General features: G+C 55.5%; 14 protein-coding genes and 1 other RNA gene. 10 read left to right on the top strand and 5 right to left on the bottom strand.

Going from position 1 to position 20,235, the window contains the following annotated elements; all coding sequences use genetic code 11:
* Positions 1-135: 135 nt before the first annotated feature.
* The 4 genes from ALFI_RS14885 (at position 136) to ALFI_RS16260 (ending at position 5,461) form a co-directional block, all read left to right on the top strand.
* Positions 136-2,112, top strand: coding sequence for an LruC domain-containing protein (locus ALFI_RS14885; protein WP_014776422.1), 1,977 nt, complete (start codon positions 136-138; stop codon positions 2,110-2,112).
* Between the two features lie 544 nt (positions 2,113-2,656).
* A complete protein-coding gene (locus ALFI_RS14875; RefSeq protein ID WP_014776420.1) occupies positions 2,657-3,667 on the top strand; it encodes a hypothetical protein in 1,011 nt (336 codons plus the stop codon).
* Between the two features lies 1 nt (position 3,668).
* Positions 3,669-4,121 (top strand): hypothetical protein, encoded by a 453-nt coding sequence (locus ALFI_RS14870; protein ID WP_014776419.1) that lies wholly within the window; start codon positions 3,669-3,671, stop codon positions 4,119-4,121.
* Positions 4,122-4,153: 32 nt separating this feature from the next.
* On the top strand, positions 4,154-5,461 hold the full coding sequence (locus tag ALFI_RS16260; RefSeq protein ID WP_014776418.1) for a site-specific integrase: 1,308 nt from the start codon (positions 4,154-4,156) through the stop codon (positions 5,459-5,461).
* 50 nt (positions 5,462-5,511) lie between these two features.
* Here the strand turns inward: ALFI_RS16260 and ssrA are convergent.
* Positions 5,512-5,914: a transfer-messenger RNA gene (gene ssrA, locus ALFI_RS16710) on the bottom strand.
* 415 nt (positions 5,915-6,329) lie between these two features.
* Entirely contained in the window at positions 6,330-9,515 is a 3,186-nt protein-coding gene (locus tag ALFI_RS14860) for an ATP-binding protein (protein WP_014776417.1), read from the bottom strand.
* A gap of 254 nt (positions 9,516-9,769) precedes the next feature.
* Here ALFI_RS14860 and ALFI_RS14855 point away from each other — a divergent pair, with 254 nt between their 5' ends.
* The 3 genes from ALFI_RS14855 to udk all read left to right on the top strand — a co-directional run bounded on the left by ALFI_RS14855 (position 9,770) and on the right by udk (position 13,241).
* Positions 9,770-10,507, top strand: a complete 738-nt coding sequence (locus tag ALFI_RS14855) for a cell division ATP-binding protein FtsE (protein ID WP_014776416.1) — start codon at positions 9,770-9,772, stop codon at positions 10,505-10,507.
* A 71-nt stretch (positions 10,508-10,578) separates the two neighbouring features.
* Positions 10,579-12,540 carry a DNA topoisomerase (ATP-hydrolyzing) subunit B gene (gene gyrB / locus ALFI_RS14850; protein ID WP_014776415.1) on the top strand — a complete coding sequence of 654 codons (1,962 nt, stop codon included), beginning with the start codon at positions 10,579-10,581 and terminating at the stop codon, positions 12,538-12,540.
* 77 nt (positions 12,541-12,617) lie between these two features.
* Complete coding sequence (gene udk / locus ALFI_RS14845; RefSeq protein ID WP_014776414.1) at positions 12,618-13,241, top strand: uridine kinase; 624 nt, start codon at positions 12,618-12,620, stop codon at positions 13,239-13,241.
* A 206-nt stretch (positions 13,242-13,447) separates the two neighbouring features.
* Here the strand turns inward: udk and mutS are convergent, their stop codons facing one another.
* The 3 genes from mutS to ALFI_RS14830 all read right to left on the bottom strand — a co-directional run bounded on the left by mutS (position 13,448) and on the right by ALFI_RS14830 (position 18,220).
* Positions 13,448-16,078, bottom strand: a complete 2,631-nt coding sequence (mutS, locus tag ALFI_RS14840; protein ID WP_208854098.1) for a DNA mismatch repair protein MutS — start codon at positions 16,076-16,078, stop codon at positions 13,448-13,450.
* Positions 16,079-16,236: 158 nt separating this feature from the next.
* Complete coding sequence (locus tag ALFI_RS14835) at positions 16,237-16,812, bottom strand: uracil-DNA glycosylase family protein (RefSeq protein ID WP_009598292.1); 576 nt, start codon at positions 16,810-16,812, stop codon at positions 16,237-16,239.
* Positions 16,805-18,220 (bottom strand): ATP-dependent DNA helicase, encoded by a 1,416-nt coding sequence (locus ALFI_RS14830; protein ID WP_014776412.1) that lies wholly within the window; start codon positions 18,218-18,220, stop codon positions 16,805-16,807. The genes ALFI_RS14835 and ALFI_RS14830 overlap by 8 nt, the downstream gene beginning before the upstream one ends.
* 53 nt (positions 18,221-18,273) lie before the next feature.
* Here ALFI_RS14830 and ALFI_RS14825 point away from each other — a divergent pair, with 53 nt between their 5' ends.
* Genes ALFI_RS14825 through ALFI_RS14815 form a run of 3 tightly spaced genes read left to right on the top strand, consistent with a single transcriptional unit; the run spans position 18,274 to position 20,022 of the window.
* On the top strand, positions 18,274-18,906 hold the full coding sequence (locus tag ALFI_RS14825) for a hypothetical protein (RefSeq protein WP_014776411.1): 633 nt from the start codon (positions 18,274-18,276) through the stop codon (positions 18,904-18,906).
* 22 nt (positions 18,907-18,928) lie between these two features.
* Entirely contained in the window at positions 18,929-19,495 is a 567-nt protein-coding gene (locus tag ALFI_RS14820; protein ID WP_244264981.1) for a hypothetical protein, read from the top strand.
* A complete protein-coding gene (locus ALFI_RS14815; RefSeq protein ID WP_014776409.1) occupies positions 19,486-20,022 on the top strand; it encodes an RsmD family RNA methyltransferase in 537 nt (178 codons plus the stop codon). Before ALFI_RS14820 ends, ALFI_RS14815 begins: the two co-directional genes overlap by 10 nt.
* Positions 20,023-20,235: the final 213 nt, after the last annotated feature.

The following is a 20,235-nucleotide window of genomic DNA, read 5'->3' as shown; positions in this document are numbered from 1 at the left end:
CTTATTTTTAATAATTTCCTGCAATTTTTCGTGCGTCGGCGTACAACGTACGTTTTTTTTGCATACTTTTGCGGTATAATATACACTTTCGCTCAAAATATACACAAAACAGAGCAGGTGCAATTGACAACGATAATGAAAAGCGTCACTATCCTAACGATTGCGGCCATGGCGATGGCCGCTGCGGCGGGTTGTTCCCACGACAACCCCACCCCGTCGCCCGAACCGCCCGCAAAGGGCGGGGAATTCAATGAATTCGGCTTCACGACGACCGTCCCGGTCACGCTCTGCGTCGATTACGGCGACATGGCCGGGATGCCGGCCAACGTCTATTTCGAGGTCTACGACACCTGTCCCGTCGAAGAGACCGAAACGGCCTATGCCAAAATCGCAGGTGTCGAGCCGCTCTATGCCGGCTATACCGACGGGCAGGGACGTTTCGAAGGGACGATCGAACTGCCCGCGTATATCCGGAAGGCTTATGTATTGACCCCCGCCTTCTATGCGCGCACCCTGCTCGAAGCGACCCGCAGCGGCGATATGCTGACCGCATCGGCCGAATCGGGAGCACCTGCCAACGCAGCCCCCGCATCGACGCGCGCCAAGGAGTATCATTCGACGGCTGTCGAGCGGGACGGTTGGAAGACATGGCTGGGCAGCTACGACACGACCTACGGCAGCATCGGCTACGAATACGACGGCGATCTGAAGGTCAAGAATTACGGAGCGCTCCTCAAGGCGCACGCAAGCGTGTTCGACACGACCAAAAAGTGTCCGAAGGAGTACCGCTCCTCGCGCGACCTCTATCTCGAAAAATCGGCCGAAGTAGTCATCACCCTACTGGGCAGCAACACCTGCTGGAACAGCTCGATGGGTTATTATTACTATAAGACCGGCAACAAGCCCAAGTCGCTCGCCGACGCCAATGTGGTGATGATCTTCCCCAACACGCAGGACGGCCGGTGGAGCAACTCGCCGTGGGAATCACGGCTCTATCAGGGCGTGGAGCGCGGCACAGCCGTACAGCTGATCTATTATCCCGAAATCGCCGACGGCAGCAAGGCCGGAGCTACGACCGTATTCCCGGCCGATTACCGCATCGGCTTCGTGCTGGCGACCAACGCATGGACCAACCGGCTGAGAGCCGGAGACAAAAAGTACCGCGCCGCGACTTCCGACGGTCTGAGCGTCAATAACAACGGTGTCGCCTATCAGACGCCGCGCACGGCCGTATTCCGCTATACGGACAAGAAAAGCGGCATCAATTCGGTGCTCTTCTCGTTCGAGGACCACACCAACGACGAGAACTTCAGCGACGTGGTATTCACGATGACCTCCAACCCCGTGGACGCCGTGACGGACATTCCGTCGGTCGATGTCAACGACGGCAAGAAGACGGCCAACGTACTGCGCGGCATCTATGCCTTCGAGGACCTCTGGCCCAGCCGCGGCGACTACGACATGAACGACGTGATGGTCCGCAGCGATTACGAGAAGGTATTCAACGAAAAGGGCGTTTTCGAGGAGTCGTTCATGCTGAAGACCTTCGCCAACTTCGCAGGCAACGCCAACGGACTCGCCGTGACCCTTACGGGAGCGGCGGCGGACGCAAAACTCGAATTCAGCGTCCGCAAGCCCGGTGCCGAGACGTTCGAAGCCGCGGATTTCGAGCGCGACGGCAAGGTCGTGCTGCTGACGCCCGACGTTAAGGAGACGATGGGTGCGACCTACCGGATTACGGCGAAATACGACGCGCCGGTCGCCGAGGCGCAGGCCGGAACGATCAAGCCGTTTATCTACCGCACCGACCGCGACGGGCTGACCGCAGGGAAACGCTGGGAGGTGCATATCCCCTACGAAGCGCCGACGGCACGCGCCGAGATGTCGTTCTTCGGCACGAACGACGACAAGTCGATTCCCGAAAAAGGCATCTACTACGTACGCGCCGAGAATTATCCGTTCGCGTTCTTCCTTTCGGGTGCGAACGACGGGGACGTGGCCAAACTGCTCGACCAGACAAATGAAAAGTCCCCGATCGATCAGGTCTACCCCGCTTATGCGGAATGGGCCGCTACGAACGGCGAAAAGAATAAAGACTGGTACAAGAAATAATACTCCGCTCTTCAGACAAATACGACCTGCCGCAGTGACGGCAGGTCGTATTTTTTTTGTGATAGCGAGAACATAAGTGCAAAGCTTATTCTCGACATATGCCCTTACGAAGCCTGCATTCGACATAGTCCATTTGCAGAAGTACCGAGCCGGTTAGAATGATTACTGTATAATCCTGAAGGATGGAGAAAAACCGGAAGATTCGTTTACGGGCCGCTTCCAAAATGAATCCCAATTTCCCAATCATCGTTTTATCTGCATTCCTGCTATCTTTAGTTCTTCTCATACTCTCTTTTTTAAATTATTCTGTTTTAAAATAAAGTACGTGATATCCGCTTTTCATAATTCGTCCATATTTTTTATATATTTGTACATATGTTGACGTTGTATGTTAATAATATAAATACAAATCGGCCTTCCGGTGCCTTAGCGAGATACCATTCGAGGACGTGCGTCGATTGCTGCGGGTGACGGGGGTAATCAAGAGAAATATAATGTAAAATATATTCCAGAGGCTTTTCAATCACTTGAAAACATTAGTTGTATGAAAAAAATCCTATACGCAATTTTATTGGCGCTTACAATTCCTTTTTCTGTATTCGCGCAATTTTCTAAGATGTCGAATGCAGAAAAAATAGGTTCGTATGATCTAGGCAACTATCATTTATACAAAACAACAACACCCCAAGGAACTACATATCATTTTGATATGCGGGACCGAAAATATACCTCCAAACGCTTTTTGCTTGTGAGTCTGGGAAATAAGCAACAGGCTATTTCATTTATACATCAAGCAATCGAGACAATAGAAACAGCAAAAAAAGGAGATTCATTTGATTTGGGTCTGCCGGATGGTAATACAGGGTTTTACAAAAACGATGTGGGCGCCAGATCGCTTGGAATATATGTTGGCAATATAGGCCAATACGGATTAATTCGCAAGGCTATTTTTAGTGGAATGTTACGCGATATTGAGGCTCAATCAGATGATGTAACCACCGCAGATACAAACAATGATAAAGCTAATCTCCAGATACATCAAGAAGTAAATTCCCATCTTAAATTTGCTGGAATCGAAATTGACGGTTCCCTTGCAACTTTCCGGAGTAAATTAATTGAAAAGGGCTATAAACCTACAGATAGTCACGAAAATATTTTGCAGGGCAATTTTGCAGGATATGAGTGTGATATATTCATTTACTGTGTTGAAGGGGCTGATTTAGTGCATATGGTCATTGCATCCACCAAGCCAGAAGAGAGTTGGGATCGCTTATATATAAAATACCTCTCACTCGTAGAATTATACTCAAAAAAATATGGTTCACCCTCAAATTCGGTCAATAAATTTGAATATCCTTTCGACGGCACTACTGATATGCAAATGACAGCTGTCAAAACAGATCATGCACACTTTATGACCATGTGGAATACCCCTAACGGAGATATTATGATTAGCATTTCAAAAGAAGGAACAATAGCGATTTATTATACCGATAAAATAAATAGTGCTCAGCATGAAGTTCTAAAAGAGCAACGAATAATAGACGAAATATAAGGTGAAGAAAATTCTTATTGTTTTACTTGTTCCTCTGCTTTTCGCTTGCAGCAAGGACAGCAGCAACGATCCGGTTCCCTATACGACCAAGTATAAAGTCGGACATGAATATGTACAGACGTTCTATGTTCAAGGGAAACACGTAAGTGGAGGATTCAGTCTATTAAGCATTGACGACCGGCTTCCATATGACATTTTCCCCGACGATGAAGTTTTTGCTCAAATTGCTCCGACCGACACATCTCGACCGGACGTCAGCGAATCAAGAGAAATAAAGCTTTACCAAGTAGCCAACCTTCGTTTCAAATTCAAGGCTACAGACTGGAGTAAATGGCAGTCGATCTACGATGCCAAACGAATCACCGACTGGCGCTGGGTTCTCGGCAAGACCGAAGAATATACCTTTGAGGGCAAAATATACGAGCGGATAATTATTGTCAGCGAAGTGCAATAATTTACGCTACCGCTCCATAATGAATCCAGACTATGATAACCTTTACGGTCACCAACAAGCACCGTCCGAAAGCGACTATCGTGATGCTCGTAAGTTTGTATGGCAAACAGTACAAGAAGAGCATCGGAATCGGTGTGCCGGTGAAGTATTGGAACGATTCCAAGAAGCGCGCCCGGACGACGGCCGATTTCAAGGAGGGAAACGAGATAAACGATGAAATCGACCGGTGGGAAGAAATCGGGAAAAGAACGGTGAAATATTTCACAGACTCACGGATTTCCCCTGCTGCGAAAGAATTTGCAGATAAGATTGCCGAATTGACCGCAACCAATGAAGAGGCATCGGATGCCGAGAAGCGATTTTTCACCGATTATTTGGAAAAGATATATATCCCCCGCTATTCCATAGCCAGAGAGAAACTGACAGTCGTGAAATATACGCAGGCGCTTCATAAATTACGAGACTTCGAGAAAGACACACGGCATCACCTGCAAATCAGTGAAATCGACATTGATTTTTACAACCGGTTCCAGCATTGGTTTTACGAGCAGGGGTATTCCCGAAATTATTTTGGCAACATTATAAAAATAGTGAAGCAGGTATATAGGGAATCACGCGTATGCGACCGCCTTCACAATGAACACGGAACCGACCACCGGGATTTTATAGCGCCAAAGGATTCGGTAGATAATGTATATCTCGACCAGAAAGAGCTGGAGAAAATATACACCCTCGATATCCCTTCCACGGTTCAGAAGGATGCCGCTTGCAACAAAGCCCAAGAAGGAGAGAATATTCCCCGCAAAATCGCAGCTTTAAGCCGGGCGCGGGGATTGTTCCTGATCGGCTGCTACACCGGACTACGGGTGTCCGATTTCTCGCGTTTGAGTGCCGCTCATATCGGACGGCATATCACGATCAAGACCCATAAAACCGGCATCCCGGTCGTTATTCCTATTCACCCTGTAGTCCGGGAAATCATTGAAAGCGGATTTGATCTCACAAATACGATCAGCGACCAAAAGTTCAATGAGCAGATCAAAGAATTATGCCGGCTGGCGGGAATTACCGAAGATGTTCTAATCAATAAGAACGAAGGAGGAAAGAACGTCGAAAAAATTATCCCGAAATATAAACTCGTCTCCTCTCACACCGCCCGTCGGTCCTTTGCGACGAACGCCTATAAAGCGGGAGTTCCAACTATTGCCATAATGAAAATTACCGGGCACACGAAAGAGAGTACATTCTTAAAATACATAAAAGTGTCTGCGCAAGAGAATGCCGAAATGTTGAGCCGGCATCCATTTTTCATGCAGGAGACCGAACAATACAACGGATAATACAACAACAAAACGCATCTACTTGTAAATAAAGCAGATGCGTTTAATAATTGTGGAGGTGGCGGGAGTCGAACCCGCGTCCAAACAGGGAACCCGAAAGCTTTCTACACGCTTAGCCGCCACTTGATCCTTCTACCCCGGTCCGGCAGGCGGCCGCCTAACCGAGGTCCCAGTCCCTGAATTTCGCACGCCGGCCGGGACGGTCCGGCGCACTATCTCTAAATCGATGATACCCCGTATGGAAAGCGGTTAAAGAGCGGAACCACTCTCCGGGATACTCGTCGCCAAGCCTCCTTGGACCCGGCGATTAAGCTAACTTTCTCTGAAAATTAGGCAGCGAGTGCATAGCTGTTATTGCCATTTGTAAATCGAGCATCGGGATTAACGAGCCGCCACACAGCGCTCGGCGTGCTTACAATCAAACTCTGCCTGCTGTCAAAACCGGGCACCCCCGTTTTGCGAAACAAAGTCTCATGGAAACATTGCAAAGATAGTACAAATTTTCGGAATAATGCAGCCGCACCGGGAGAAATCGTCTGTTCGGCTCCGCCCAAGGGCGTTGCGCCGGGGAATCCGGTCCCGGTTCACGCACTTGTCCGGCCCGGCAGGAAAAACTGCGCGCAACTGCATGAGCGTCTCCTTGCACCGCGACAAGTCGCCGCCGGGAAGGGTGGCTGAACCGGGCGCAGACAGGTCTCTGTTTGCGGAAAACTCCGTGATGCGCTTATGAGCCGGTCGGGCAACGGCCCGTTTTCCGTTTCCGGCCGGGCGCACCTGCATGAGCAGAGTATGAGAGCCGCAACGACACCCATGACAGCCCGAATCCCGCCGGACGGCATACCGCAGGGCCACTGTTTCCGGAGCTGTCCTATTCTTCCGAAAGCAGCTCGCGGAGCGTCTGCCGCAGCCGTTCGCCGTTAAGGGGTTTAGACAGATATTCGCTGGCCCCGGCGTCGAGCGCCTTTTGCCGGTCGCGGTCGTAGGCGAACGCCGTGACGGCGACGATCGGCACCGACGGATCGAAGGTGCGGATCTGTCGCGTGGCTTCGAGACCGTCCATGCCGGGCATTTTGACATCCATGAGAATCGCGGCGGGTTTGAGTTCCCGGCATATCTTCACGGCCTCTTCGCCGTCGGAAGCGCGCACGATGTCGAACTCCTTGCGGAGCATCAGCGACACCAGCAGGTAATTGCTGTCGGTATCCTCGGCCACGAGCAGGCGCGGCAGCCGTCCGTCGCCATGCACCGCCGCCGGACGCGGTGCGGGAGCGGCGCCCTTTTTTTCGGGCGCGTCGCACGTCACGACCGGAATCGTGAACCAGAACCGGGAGCCGCGCCCCACCTCCGATTCGACGCCGATACGGCCGCCCATCTGCTCGACGATGCTCTTCGAGATCGAAAGCCCCAGTCCGGTGCCCTGCGCGAAGCTGTTGAGTTTGACGAAGCGGTCGAAGATGCTCTGCCTATGCTCTTCGGAGATGCCCGATCCGGTGTCTTCGACATGGAAAAGCAACTCGCCGCCCTCCGTACGGTACCCCAGCGTAATGGAGCCTTCGTCAGTGAACTTCACCGCATTGTTGATGAAGTTGGTGATGACCTGAATCAGCCGGTTCTTGTCGCCGACCACGCAGCACTGCGCGTCGTGCTCCCCGAAGATCAGCTCGACGGGTTTGTCCTTGACCTTGAGACTGAGCGAGCGCACCGTCTCCTCGCACATGCGGTTGACGTCCACCCGGCCGTAATTGAATTCGAAGGTGCCTGCTTCGATCTTCGAAAGGTCCAGAATGTCGGATATGAGTTTGAGCAGCAGCTCGTTGTTCTCCTCGACGACACGCATGTACTCACGCCGCTCCCCGATGTCGTCCGTCTCGGCCAGCAGGTTCGAAAATCCCACGATGGCGTTCAGGGGCGTGCGGATTTCGTGGCTCATGTTGGCCAGAAAAGCCGATTTGAGCCTGTCGCTGACCTCGGCCTTGTTCTTGGCCTCGATCAGGTTCTTCTCGGTCTGCTTCAGCTCCGTGACGTCGAAATTGACGCAGACCATCTCGATCTTCGACGGGTCGGTGTTCAGCGGATTGCGCACCACGTTGACACGTGTCCATCCCGTCGGTTCGCCTTCGGGCGTGACGCGCAGGTCGAGCGTGAAGCCGTTGGATTCGCCCGCCTTGACGCGCCCGATCTCCCGGAATATGGCGGCGCGGTCTTCGGGATCCACATGGTCGTAAACCCCGATCACCTGCGGCATCGGCGTATCGCTCCGCTCCCCGATATTGTGGAACCACTGCGGCACGGCATAGCCGTCGCGCGTCATCAGGTCGAATCGCGCATAGCCCACCTTGCCGAAGCGGCTCACCAGCGAAAACGAACTTTCGAACTCGGCAAGACGGCTGTAGGCTTCGTTGATCTCGGTGTTGTCGATGTTGATGACCACGAAATTGATCAGCTCGCCGTACATGTCGTAGAGCATGGTGACCGTCGTGTATATTTGGACGTTCCCCTTCTTTTCGGAGGGATAGTAGCCGTCCAGCCGGTTGAAATGGTAATCGAGTTTGAAAGCCTGTTCCTGTCCGTTGCGCACGTTTTCGCGGATCTCCTGCGGAACGAGCGGATTGCGGAAGAAATTGACGCCCAGCACCGCCTCCTTCGTTTTGAGTCCGAAGATTTCGAGGTCCTTGTTATTGAGGTCCACCAGATACCCCTCCCGGTCGTACAGCTCGACGCCGACCTGCACGTTGTCGAAGATGTTGCGCAGCAGCTTTTCGCTGTTGAAAAGCGCTTCGTGGGCGTTGTGCACGTCCGTCGTGTCGGAAAAGAGACAGATCACCTCGTTCTCGTGGGTCGTATAGAGAATCGAATGTATCCAGTGTTTCGATTTCTCGTCGAAACTGTCATGTTCGATGTAATCGCCGCTGTCGAACACCTGCAGGAAAATCGGCATGTAGAAGCGCGTGTCGAGTCCCAGCTCGGAGGCGCGTTTGCCTATATACTGCTCCCGGAACACGCCCGAAATCTTGTCGGCGGCATAATTCGCATCCAGAATCCTGAAATCGACCGGCTCGCCGGCGTCGTCGCGCAGCATCTGCAGCCGGGCGTAACCCAGCGGCATGTGGCGGTAAAGGCCTTCGAGATAGGTCCGCTCGGACTGCGCCTCCCGTTCGGAGCGCTGGAGTTCGATACAAAGGCTGATAATGTTCATCAGCGACGCGAACCACTGGTAATCCTCCCCGCTCCACGTCCGGGGTTCGTTCACGATGTCGATGCCGGCGTATCCCCACACCTTGTCGCGCGAGGCGAGCGGTACGGCGATCAGCGATTTGATGTCCTGCATGGCGAGCACCTCCTTTTCGCGGAACGCTTCGTCGGGCAGTTCGTCGAGCGAGGAGATGATGATGGGATTGCCGTTCTCGATACGCCGGGTCCACCACGGCACCTCGTCCATCGACAGGCTGTTTACCAAATCCTGCTCGGCCGTGACGTTCTCGGCCGTAACCTCGTATGTGCAGTCGTGCGTCCTGCGCTCGCGGTCGAATTCGATGATATAGGCCCGGCCGCCGTGGAACATGGTCTGCACGTCGGTGAGTATCTTGTCGATGACGACATCCAGATCGTTGGTTTTCAGCAGCGACAGCAGCGTATGCGAAATGCTGTTGAGCCGGTACAGCAGGTCGTTGATCTGCTGCTTTTCGGGCGAATTGGCCTCCTGCGGGGGATCGGTCACCCTGAAATATCCCGTCAGCAGCATTCCGCCGTCCTCGGCCGTCTCCTCACGCAGCAGTTTCCGGTAACACCAGATTTCGCCTTTAGGCCCCCGCAGCGGATAAAGGTGTTCGTTTCCGAAATCTCCCCCGCGCACCCCGACCGAAGCGAAGGCATACTCCCGGTAGGTCGGGTTTATCATATCCCGAAACTCTTCGTAACTCACGTCGCACGTCGAAAGCCCCAGCAGATCGCGAAGCCCTTCCGATATGTGGAACATACGACGTTTGCGGTCGGCCTGCCACCAACCTATCTTGGCATCCCGCATGATCTCCTGCAGGATTTCGTATTCTTTCATTCGATAAATTTTAGCGTCACTGTCAGGCCGGAATCTCCCGGCACGTCTATACAAAAGTAGGCATGCCGGGGCGGATATGCAAATTATTGCGGTTATTTTATGAAAACAAACGGCTGATTCATTAAACAAAAACATCCGCAAACGCCTCTCCGAAACCGGACCGAGGCCCAGCGGAGGTATTTTTTTTCGTTCCGGGAACTTTTCGGAACGAATATTTTGACTATCTTTGAAAAATAATTCCAAAGAGCGGCCCTATGAGTGAAAAATACGTTGTAAGACTGAAAAACGCGGCTATTTATTATGCGGACAATCCGTTCGGCAGCACGTCCGAAGCCAAATTGCTCCAACGGGGCGAGATGGTGCTGTCCGATGTGAATTTGTGCGTCGCGCCGGGCGAATTCGTTTATCTGCTCGGCCGCGTCGGGAGCGGGAAAAGCACCCTGCTCAAAACGCTGTACGCCGAAGTGCAGCTGCTCACGGGCGAAGGCCGCGTGGCCGGCTTCGACCTGCGAAGGCTCAAACGGCGCGACATCCCCTACCTGCGCCGCAGAATCGGCATCGTGTTTCAGAATTACCAGCTGCTGACCGACCGCAACGTCTTCATGAACCTCTATTACGTGATGAAGGCCACGGGCTGGAAACACGAGAGCGAAATCCGCGAGCGGATCGATCAGGTGCTGAATCTGGTCGATCTGGGGGCCAAAAGCTACAAAATGCCCTTCGAGCTTTCGGGCGGGGAGCAGCAGCGTCTGGTGATCGCCCGCGCCCTGCTCAACGACCCGCAGGTGCTGCTGGCCGACGAGCCTACCGGCAACCTCGACCCCGTGACGGCCGAGGGCATCATGCAGCTTTTCGAGGAGATCGCCTGCCGCGGCTGCGCCGTGGTGATGTCCACGCACAACACCGCCCTCATAGAGAACCATCCGGCCCGCGCCATCCTCTTCTCGCAGGGCAAAATCCGCGAAGTGGACCTCAAGGCGGAATTGGGCTGATCTTGGGAATTTGGGCTATTGGATTATCCGGAAATATTTCGTATATTTGTACGATATTTTAAAGACAACAGATGAGTACCGAATTAGAAAACGTAAAAAAGCAAGAAGAAGAATATTCCGCGTCGAATATTCAGGTCCTTGAGGGCCTCGAAGCGGTGCGCAAGCGCCCCGCCATGTATATCGGCGACATTGGTGAGAAGGGTCTGCACCATCTGGTCTATGAGGTAGTCGACAACTCGATCGACGAGGCGCTGGCCGGCTACTGTACCGACATCGACGTGACGATCAACGAAGATAATTCCATCACCGTACGCGACAACGGCCGCGGCATCCCGACCGACTACCACAAAAAGGAGGGCAAATCGGCGCTCGAAGTGGTGCTGACCGTGCTCCATGCCGGCGGCAAGTTCGACAAGGGCAGCTACAAGGTTTCGGGCGGTCTGCACGGCGTGGGCGTATCGTGCGTGAACGCGCTTTCGACCCTGCTCATCGCGGAGATTCACAGCCGCGACGGCAAGATTTACCGCCAGAGCTACAGCAAGGGCGCGCCCACCTCGCAGGTCGAGGTGGTCGGCGAGTGCACCGACCGGGGCACCACCATCACCTTCAAGCCCGACGGCAGCATCTTCACGCTCACGACCGAATACAAATACGAAATTCTGGCCAACCGTCTGCGCGAGCTGGCGTTCCTGAACAAGGGAATCCACCTGAACCTGACGGACAAGCGCAGCAAGGACGAGAACGGCGAATACGTCCACGACAACTTCTACTCGGAAGAGGGTCTCAAGGAGTTCGTGCAGTATCTCGACGCCACGCGCGGCACGCCGATCATCGACCAGATCATCTACCTCGACACCGAGAAGAACGGCGTCCCGGTGGAGGTGGCCATGCAGTACAACGATTCCTTCTCGGAGAACGTACACTCCTATGTAAATAACATCAACACCATCGAAGGCGGTACGCACCTGACGGGCTTCCGCCGTGCGCTGACCCGTACGCTCAAGAAGTACGCCGAGGATTCGGGCATGCTCTCGAAGCTGAAGTTCGACATCAACGGCGACGACTTCCGCGAGGGTCTCACGGCCGTGGTTTCGGTGAAGGTGCAGGAGCCGCAGTTCGAGGGCCAGACCAAGACCAAGCTGGGCAACGACGAGGTTTCGGCCGCCGTCGATCAGGCGATGTCCTCGGCGCTGGGCCACTATCTGGAGGAGAATCCCAAGGATGCCAAGGCCATCGTGCAGAAGGTCATTCTGGCCGCCACGGCACGCCATGCGGCACGCCACGCCCGCGAAATGGTACAGCGCAAGACCGTGCTTTCGGGCGCGGGACTTCCCGGCAAACTGGCCGACTGTACGAGCCGCGACCGTTCGATCGCCGAAATCTTCTTCGTCGAGGGTGACTCGGCAGGCGGCACGGCCAAATCGGGCCGCGACCGCAACTTCCAAGCCATCATGCCGCTGCGCGGTAAGATCCTGAACATCGAGAAAGCGCAGGAGCATCGCATGTGGGAGAACGAGGAGATCAAGAACATGTTCACGGCGCTGGGCGTGACGATCGGCACCGAAGAGGACAGCAAGGCGCTCAACCTGGAGAAACTCCGCTACGACAAGATCATCATCATGACCGATGCCGACGTCGACGGAAGCCACATCGCAACGCTGATGCTGACGTTCTTTTTCCGCAAGATGAAGGAGCTGATCGAGAACGGCCACGTCTACATCGCCACCCCGCCCCTCTATCTGGTGAAAAAGGGCAAGCAGGAGCGCTACTGCTGGACCGAGAAGGAGCGCGATACCATCTCGGCCGAATTCGGCAAGGGCGTGCACATACAGCGCTACAAAGGTCTCGGCGAGATGAACGCCCATCAGTTGTGGGACACGACGATGAACCCCGACACGCGCATTCTGCGTCAGGTCAATATCGAGAACGCCGCCGAAGCGGACCGTATCTTCTCGATGCTGATGGGCGACGAAGTGCCGCCCCGCCGCGAGTTCATCGAGAAGAACGCACATTACGCGAACATCGACGCATAATCGAAATCAGGAAGAGGATTGCCCTTGCGAAAGGTGCGATCCTTTTCTTTATATAACCGCACTAATTGGCCGACACTATGAAAGTTACCGTTATCGGAGTCGCCGGAGGAACCGGCTCAGGAAAATCGACCCTCGTCAAGCGTCTGCAGGAGGCTTTCGAGGGCGACGACGTCGTAACGCTCTGCCACGATTACTACTACAAGGCGCATCCGGAACTGACTTACGAGGAGCGCACGAAGCTCAACTACGACCACCCGCAGGCATTCGACACCCAGATGCTGGTGGACCACATCAAGGCGCTCAAGGAGAACGTTCCGATCGAACATCCGGTCTATTCGTTCGTCGAGCACAACCGCATGACGGAGACCGTGAGCGTAAAGCCTTCGAAGGTAATCATCGTGGACGGCATCCTGATCTTCGAGAACAAGGAGCTGCGCGATCTGATGGACATCAAGGTATACGTCGATACGGATGCCGATATCCGCCTTGCGCGGCGCATCCTGCGCGACGTCTGCGAGCGCGGACGTACGATGCAGTCGGTCATCACGCAGTACACCTCGACCGTGAAGCCGATGCACGAGGAGTTCGTCGAACCTTCGAAGAAATACGCCGACGTCATCATTCCCGAAGGCGGCTTCAACTCGGTGGCCGTAGCGATGCTGATTCAGAACATCAGTTCGCTGATCGCACGCAACGAATAGCACGGAGTACCCCTTCCCTGTTTCATTACAAATCCCGAATCTCCGGCGAGATTCGGGATTTATATTTGACGCTGCGCCGGCACGGCCGCAAAAAGAGAGATTTCGCACGGAAGGGAAAATCTCACACGGAGCGGCGCAGCACGATTTCAGGGACCGTGCGGCAGGCTGGTCGCGAAACCGGTCGAACCGGAATAAACGACGCCAGCCTATATCCCGGTTATCTTCTTGATTTCGTTAAGCTTGTTGAGCGCTTCGATCGGGGTCAGGGAGTTGATGTCGAGTCCCTTGATCTGGTCGCGGATCTGCACCAATACGGGGTCGTCGAGCTGGAACATCGACAGCTGCATGTTCTGCGGCGCTCCGTTTTCGGCAGCTTCCTTGACCGAAGGCGAAGGTTTCTTGCCCCGGTTCTTGATGCTCCGGCTGGGCACGATTTCGTTGTTGCCGTAGACCAGTTCGAGGTTGCGCAGGATTTCGTCGGCGCGCGACACCACCGACACCGGCATGCCGGCCATGCGGGCGACGTGGATACCGAACGAGTGTTCCGTGCCGCCCCTTTCGAGCTTGCGCAGGAAGACGATCTGGTTGCCCATCTCCTTGACGCTCACGTGGAAGTTCTTTACGCGCGGACACATCTGCTCCATCTCGTTCAATTCGTGGTAGTGCGTGGCGAAAAGCGTCTTGGCATGCGCCGACGGATGGTTGTGCAGGTACTCGACCATGGCCCATGCGATCGAAATGCCGTCGTAGGTGCTCGTGCCGCGGCCGATCTCGTCCAGCAGGACGATGCTGCGGTCCGATATGTTATTGAGGATGCTGGCCGATTCGAGCATCTCGACCATGAAGGTCGATTCGCCCTGCGAAATGTTGTCCGAAGCTCCGACGCGGGTGAAGATCTTGTCCACGACGCCGATATGGGCCGACTTGGCGGGTACGAACGACCCCATCTGCGCCATGAGGATAATCAGCGCCGTCTGCCGCAGCAGGGCCGACTTACCCGACATGTTGGGACCCGTGATCATCATGATCTGCTGCTCCTTGTCGTCGAGCATCACGTCGTTGGGAACATACTCCTCGCCCACGGGCAGCAGGGTCTCGATCACCGGATGGCGTCCCTGACGAATGTCGATGAGCTTGCCGTCGTCCAGCACGGGACGCACGTAACGGCGTTCGCAGGCCAGACGGGCGAAAGACTGCAGGCAGTCGATACGGGCTACGACGGCCGCATCGCGCAGGAGATGCGACAGCGAGCGGCTTATGTGGTCGATGATGTCGGCATAGATGCGCTGTTCGATGACGAGCATCTTCTCCTCGGCGCCGAGGATCTTCTCTTCGTACTCCTTCAGCTCCTCGGTGATATAGCGTTCGGCATTGGCCAGCGTCTGCTTGCGGATCCACGTCTCCGGCACCTTCTCCTTATGGGCGTTGCGCACCTCGATATAGTAGCCGAAGACGTTGTTGTAGCTGATTTTCAGCGAAGGAATGCCCGTCGCTTCGCTCTCGCGCTGCTGGATGCGGGCCAGATAGTCCTTGCCGTGGAGGGCGATGCGGCGCAGATCGTCCAGTTCGGGGTCCACGCCGTCGGCGATCACGCCGCCCTTCTGAATCTGGTTGTTGAGCGGATCGGGATAGATCTCGCGGGCGATGCGGTCGCGCACCCCTTCCAGCAGGTCGATCTGTCCGGCCAGTGCGTGCAGCTGCGCGTCGTCGGTCGATTCGAGCGCGGCCTTGAGCAGCTCGACGGCGAAAAGCGAGTTTTTCAGCTGCACCAGCTCGCGGGGCGTGACGCGCGCCGCGGCGATGCGCGAAGCGATACGCTCCATATCCCCCACCAGCGCCACCTGCTCGCGCACGACGTCGGCCAGATCGGCGTCCCGGACGAATTTCTCGACCACGTCCAGCCGCTCCCCGATCTTCACGGGGTCCTTGATCGGCATGGCGATCCACCGTTTCAGCAGACGGCCGCCCATCGGCGTCAGCGTACGGTCGATGACGTCGGCGAAACTGCACTTCTCGCGGGCGCCGTTCGACGAGAAGAGTTCGAGGTTGCGGATCGTGAACTTATCGACCCAGACGTAATCCTCCTGATCGATACGCGATATGGAGGTGATGTGCGCGATGTCACGGTGCTCGGTGAATTCGAGGTAGTAGAGAATCGCCCCGGCGGCCGAGAGACCGCTGGTGAAGTGATCGACGCCGAATCCCTTGAGCGAGCGGGTGCCGAACTGCTTGCAGAGCTTTTCGCGGTTCACCTCCTCGGAGAAAACCCATTCGTCGAGGCGGTAAGTATAGAGTTTCGACCCGAAAGCGTCGGAAAAACGATCTTCGTAGCCGCGCTGGTAGATGACCTCCTTGGGCGCGAGGTTGGAGATGAGTTTGTCGATGTAACTCTCCGAACCTTCGGCCACGTAGAACTCGCCCGTCGAGATGTCGAGGAACGCCACGCCCGTGGTCTGACGGCCGAAATAGACCGACGCCAGAAAGGCGTTCTCCTTGTTGGCCAGAATATTGTCGCCCAGCACCACGCCCGGCGTCACCAGCTCGATAACGCCGCGCTTGACCAGTCCTCTGACCTGCTTGGGATCCTCCAGCTGTTCGCAGATGGCGACACGTTCGCCCGCCCGCACCAGTTTGGGCAGGTAGGTGTCGATGGCGTGGTAGGGAAATCCGGCCAGCTCGACATAGGTGGCCGAGCCGTTGGCGCGCCGTGTGAGCGTGATGCCCAGAATGCCGCTGGCCTTGATCGCGTCCTCGCCGAACGTCTCGTAAAAGTCGCCGACCCGGAAAAGCAGGATAGCGTCGGGATGCACCGCCTTGATGGAGTAATATTGCTTCATCAGGGGGGTCTCGACATATTTTTTTTCTATTTTCTTCTCTGCGTTCACAATAAAAAATTGTATGTTATTTTCACACAAAGATAACGGAATTTAACGGTCCCGCCAAGCCTAAACGGGAAATTATTTTCGGGTTATCTGCTACGAAGGCGCACCGTATATTACAGAATTTCATTATCTTCGAATACTTTGCGGTAAAATCCTGCCTTCCACTCGACCGGGCGCGGATAGGCCCTCGACGACGACGGCATGCGCCAGAGCCGCATGCTGCGCCCGGCATATTCGAAGGCTACGCTTTCGCCCACCGCAGGTTCGCCGCAGCCCGTAATGGCGCGCAGCGTATCGGTCGCCTTCTGCCCCGTCGTAACGAGGGTGCGGCAGTGGGGAATACGCGCCAGCAAAGCCGCCAGATCGACCTCGCGCACCACTTGAAGAAAATTGTCCGACGCATTGTCTTTCAGTCGGATGACTTCGACCGCCGTATCGTACAGCGCAATCCCCCGCTCGCGGCAGAACGCCTCGATGCGCTCCTTGTCGAACTTCCGCCCGCCGGGCATCAGGAAGTGCGACTTGTCCCCCGCGGCGAGGTAGCCCACGATGCGCCACATGTCGTTCTGCAGGTTGGGATAGAAGAAGTCCATCGACCAGCGGATGCGCTTGGGCGGGAAACTGCCCAGCATCAGGATGCGGGCGTTGGCGGGAAGAAACGGTTCGAGCGGATGGAGTTCGCTATTCATAGAATTTTTCATCGAAATTTACAAGATACAATTTATCCGTGGCACGCGTCAGGGCCGTATAGAGCCAGCGCAGCATGTCGCGCGTCATCGGCTCGTCGCCGAACAGGCAGCGGTCGACGAAGACCGCCCGCCACTGTCCGCCCTGCGCCTTGTGGCAGGTCACGGCGTAGGAAAACTTCACCTGAAGGGCGTTGAAGTGCGGATTTTCACGTATTTCCTTGAAGCGTTTCAGTTTGCTTTTCACATCGAGGTAATCCTTCTCGACCTCGTAGAAAAGGCGCGTGGACTCCTCGCGCGTAAGCGACGGGGATTCCGAAGCGATGGTGTCGAGCAGGATCTTGCACTCCAACTCGGCATCCTCGTAATCGGGGAATTCGAGCACGACGTCCGCAAAACGGAAGCCGTAGAAATCCTCGTAGCGCCGCAGCCGCTTGAGCCGCGCGATGTCGCCGTTGGCGATGAAGTGCATGGGGCAATCCTTGTTCCGCTCCGTAAAATAGTAGTTGTTCTTCACCACCATCAGCATGTCGTTGCTTTCGATCTCCTCCTCGGCGAACGTCACGTTGCGGCGGATACCTTCGTTATAACGGTTGGCGCGCTTGTTCGAGCGGGTGATGACGATGGTTTCGTCGCGGCCGTACTTGGCGTAGCAATCCTGCAGTTTGTCGAGAAACTCCCCGCCTTCGACCGCCTCGATGTCGGGATAGTCCGTTTCGAAGTGCGGAATCTCGTAGATGCCGTTTTCGAGCATGCAGCGCACCAGCGTGGCGTTGAACAGAATGCCCGACTCGGCCTCCTGACGCACGACCTCGTCCATCGTACCGTACTCCACGTCGCCGAAGCGGGCCAGCACCGACGGGTCGAGCGCCGGGCTGCAATCGGCCCCCACGGGCGGCAGCTGGGCGCTGTCGCCGACCAAAATCAGACGGCACGCGCGGCCGCTGCGGACATACTGCACGAGGTCCTCCAGCAGCGATCCGGAACCGAACAGCGCCCCGTCGCCCGGAGTGTCTGACAGCATCGAAGCCTCGTCCACGATGAAAACGGCCCCCTTTTCGGTGTTGATGTTGAGCGAATATTTCGATTCATAATCGGCGTTGGTCCGCTGACGGTAAATCCGCTTGTGGATGGTAAGTGCCTTTTCCTGAGCGTATTGGGCCAGCACCTTGGCGGCCCGGCCCGTCGGAGCCAGCAGAACGGGTTTGATATTCAAATCCTTAAGCGCACCGACCAGCGCCGCGATCAGAGTCGTTTTGCCCGTACCCGCATACCCGTTCAGGACAAAAATCCGGGAAAAATCGTCGTCTGCGAGATATTCGGACAACTTTTCTATAATTTTTTTTTGCCCAGAAGTTGTTTCAAAACAAATTTTAGCGTAAATTTGGGTCGCAATACGTGTGCTAAACATGCGTCGGTTTATTTTGTACAAAATTACAAACAAATATTAGATTAGCTTAAAAAATGAAAAAAATCGCTCAAATCATTCTTGCTGTAGTTATCGTGGCGCTGGTCTACGTTATCTACGACCAGATTTCTACCCCGATCCGTTTCGAGCAGGAGATGAAGGCCAAGAAAGCCCAGGTCATCGACCGCATCAAGGACATCCGTACTGCGCAGCGCGCGTTCAAGTCGAAGTACCAGCGCTTTACGGGCAGCTTCGATACACTCGCATCGTTTATCCTGAACGACTCTCTGGAGCTTGAGCGTAAGATTGTCGACGAGGACGACTCGGTGGCCATGGCCATGCTGAAGAAGATGAACAAAAAGAACGTCGAGAAATTCACGGTCGCCGTTATCGACACCATCTTCTCGCCCAAACGCCTTTCGCGTCAGGATGTAGAGGACCTGCGGTATATCCCCACCACCGACAAGCAGGCTCAGTTCATCATGGAGGCCGGCTCTGCCGTCGCATCGAACGTGACGGTGCCCATCGTGGAGTGCCGCGCGCCGTACAAAATGTTCCTCGACACGGTGGCTTACCGTCAGGAGATCATCAACCTGATCGACGACGAGGAGAACAACTTCAACCGCTACGCCGGTGTCAAGTTCGGTTCAATGGAGGCAGCCAACAATGAAGCAGGCAACTGGGAGTAACACTCCGCAATCCATAAACAAGGTGTCCATTCAGCTAACGTTGGATGGACACTCTTTTTCGGCGCCTGCGCTGTCCGGGGAGTTTCCGGGCGACGGTCTCGTGGAGGTCGAACTGCTGACGCCCCGGACGACGCTCGTGCCGGAGGAGTTTTTCGACGAAGCGTGCGCCGGGGAACTGCTGGCCGCCGCCGGCATGGCCGCACTGCCCGGAGAGTGCCCCGTATGGAGCGCGCCGCAGCAGAATGCCGTCGCCGTCATGGCCGCGGCGGAAAATGCGCTGGCTGCGGTGCATGAACGCCTCGGCGGCCGTGCGCGCTACACCACCCCGCTGCTCTGTGTACCGCAGACAAGCGTTCCGACCGTGTGGATGTATTACGCCGCGGGACTGTTATATATAAAGGTATACGACGGCAAACTGCGTTTTGCGGAGGTCGTACCCGCCCCCGACGAGGCCGACCTGCTATACATGCTCGAACGGCTCGGAAGCGAATTCCGGCTCAGGGATTACACGCTTCGCATCGGAAGCGGCGACGGCCGGGCGTTGAAACGGAAGCTCGGCGGATATTTCAGACAGATCGTATGCGAATAGTAAGCGGAAAATACAAGGGCCGGGCCATCAACCCGCCCCGCAACCTGCGGGCGCGGCCGACGACCGATTTCGCCAAGGAGAACCTCTTCAACGTCCTCGGCAATCTGCTGGATTTCGAGGAGTGCGACGTGCTGGACCTCTTCGCGGGAACCGGCTCGATCAGCTATGAGTTCGCATCGCGCGGAGCGCGGAGCGTAACCTCGGTGGAAATCAATCCGGTACACTACAACTTCATCCGCCAGACGGCGGCGCAGCTGGGCATCGGGAACCTCTATGCGGTCAAAGCCAACGTCTTCCTCTACCTCAAAAGCTGTCCGAAACAGTTCGACGTGATTTTCTCGGACGCCCCCTACGATCTGGCGGGCAGCGAGCAGGTCGTAAGGCTGGTGCTCGAAAACGACCTGCTGCGCCCCGAAGGCGTGCTGATTTTCGAACATTCGAAGCAGATGGACTTCTCCGCATATCCGGAATTCTGGCAGCAAAGGAGCTACGGGAGCGTGCAGTTCTCCTTCTTCCGGAAACCCTAAGCGTCGGGACCGGGATTCGGCGCCAGCCCCCGCAGCTGTCCGGCCCTCTTGGCGGCACGGGCAAAACAGGTATCGGGCAAAACAGGTATCGGGCATCGCCCCTTTTAGCGGAAAAATCCGGCTCCCCGGCGGCCGACACGTCCCAACATACTTGCAGACAAGCGATTTCATACGCCCCGCCGGCGGGACAACGGAAAAATCGGCAACATCCCC

This window comes from Alistipes finegoldii DSM 17242 (assembly GCF_000265365.1).
In the GTDB taxonomy this organism is placed as follows: Bacteria; Bacteroidota; Bacteroidia; order Bacteroidales; family Rikenellaceae; genus Alistipes; species Alistipes finegoldii.
This window is presented reverse-complemented; position numbering and strand designations above follow the sequence as displayed.

Excerpts from the sequence above, each read along its gene's own strand:
- ALFI_RS16260 (WP_014776418.1), top strand. The coding sequence starts at position 4,154 with ATGATAACCTTTACGGTCACCAACAAGCACCGTCCGAAAGCGACTATC.
- ALFI_RS14825 (WP_014776411.1), top strand. The coding sequence starts at position 18,274 with ATGAAAAAAATCGCTCAAATCATTCTTGCTGTAGTTATCGTGGCGCTG.
- ALFI_RS14835 (WP_009598292.1), bottom strand. The coding sequence starts at position 16,812 with ATGAATAGCGAACTCCATCCGCTCGAACCGTTTCTTCCCGCCAACGCC.
- ALFI_RS14855 (WP_014776416.1), top strand. The coding sequence starts at position 9,770 with ATGAGTGAAAAATACGTTGTAAGACTGAAAAACGCGGCTATTTATTAT.
- udk (WP_014776414.1), top strand. The coding sequence starts at position 12,618 with ATGAAAGTTACCGTTATCGGAGTCGCCGGAGGAACCGGCTCAGGAAAA.
- ALFI_RS14815 (WP_014776409.1), top strand. The coding sequence starts at position 19,486 with ATGCGAATAGTAAGCGGAAAATACAAGGGCCGGGCCATCAACCCGCCC.
- ALFI_RS14885 (WP_014776422.1), top strand. The coding sequence starts at position 136 with ATGAAAAGCGTCACTATCCTAACGATTGCGGCCATGGCGATGGCCGCT.
- ALFI_RS14830 (WP_014776412.1), bottom strand. The coding sequence starts at position 18,220 with ATGTTTAGCACACGTATTGCGACCCAAATTTACGCTAAAATTTGTTTT.
- mutS (WP_208854098.1), bottom strand. The coding sequence starts at position 16,078 with ATGAAGCAATATTACTCCATCAAGGCGGTGCATCCCGACGCTATCCTG.
- ALFI_RS14875 (WP_014776420.1), top strand. The coding sequence starts at position 2,657 with ATGAAAAAAATCCTATACGCAATTTTATTGGCGCTTACAATTCCTTTT.
- gyrB (WP_014776415.1), top strand. The coding sequence starts at position 10,579 with ATGAGTACCGAATTAGAAAACGTAAAAAAGCAAGAAGAAGAATATTCC.
- ALFI_RS14860 (WP_014776417.1), bottom strand. The coding sequence starts at position 9,515 with ATGAAAGAATACGAAATCCTGCAGGAGATCATGCGGGATGCCAAGATA.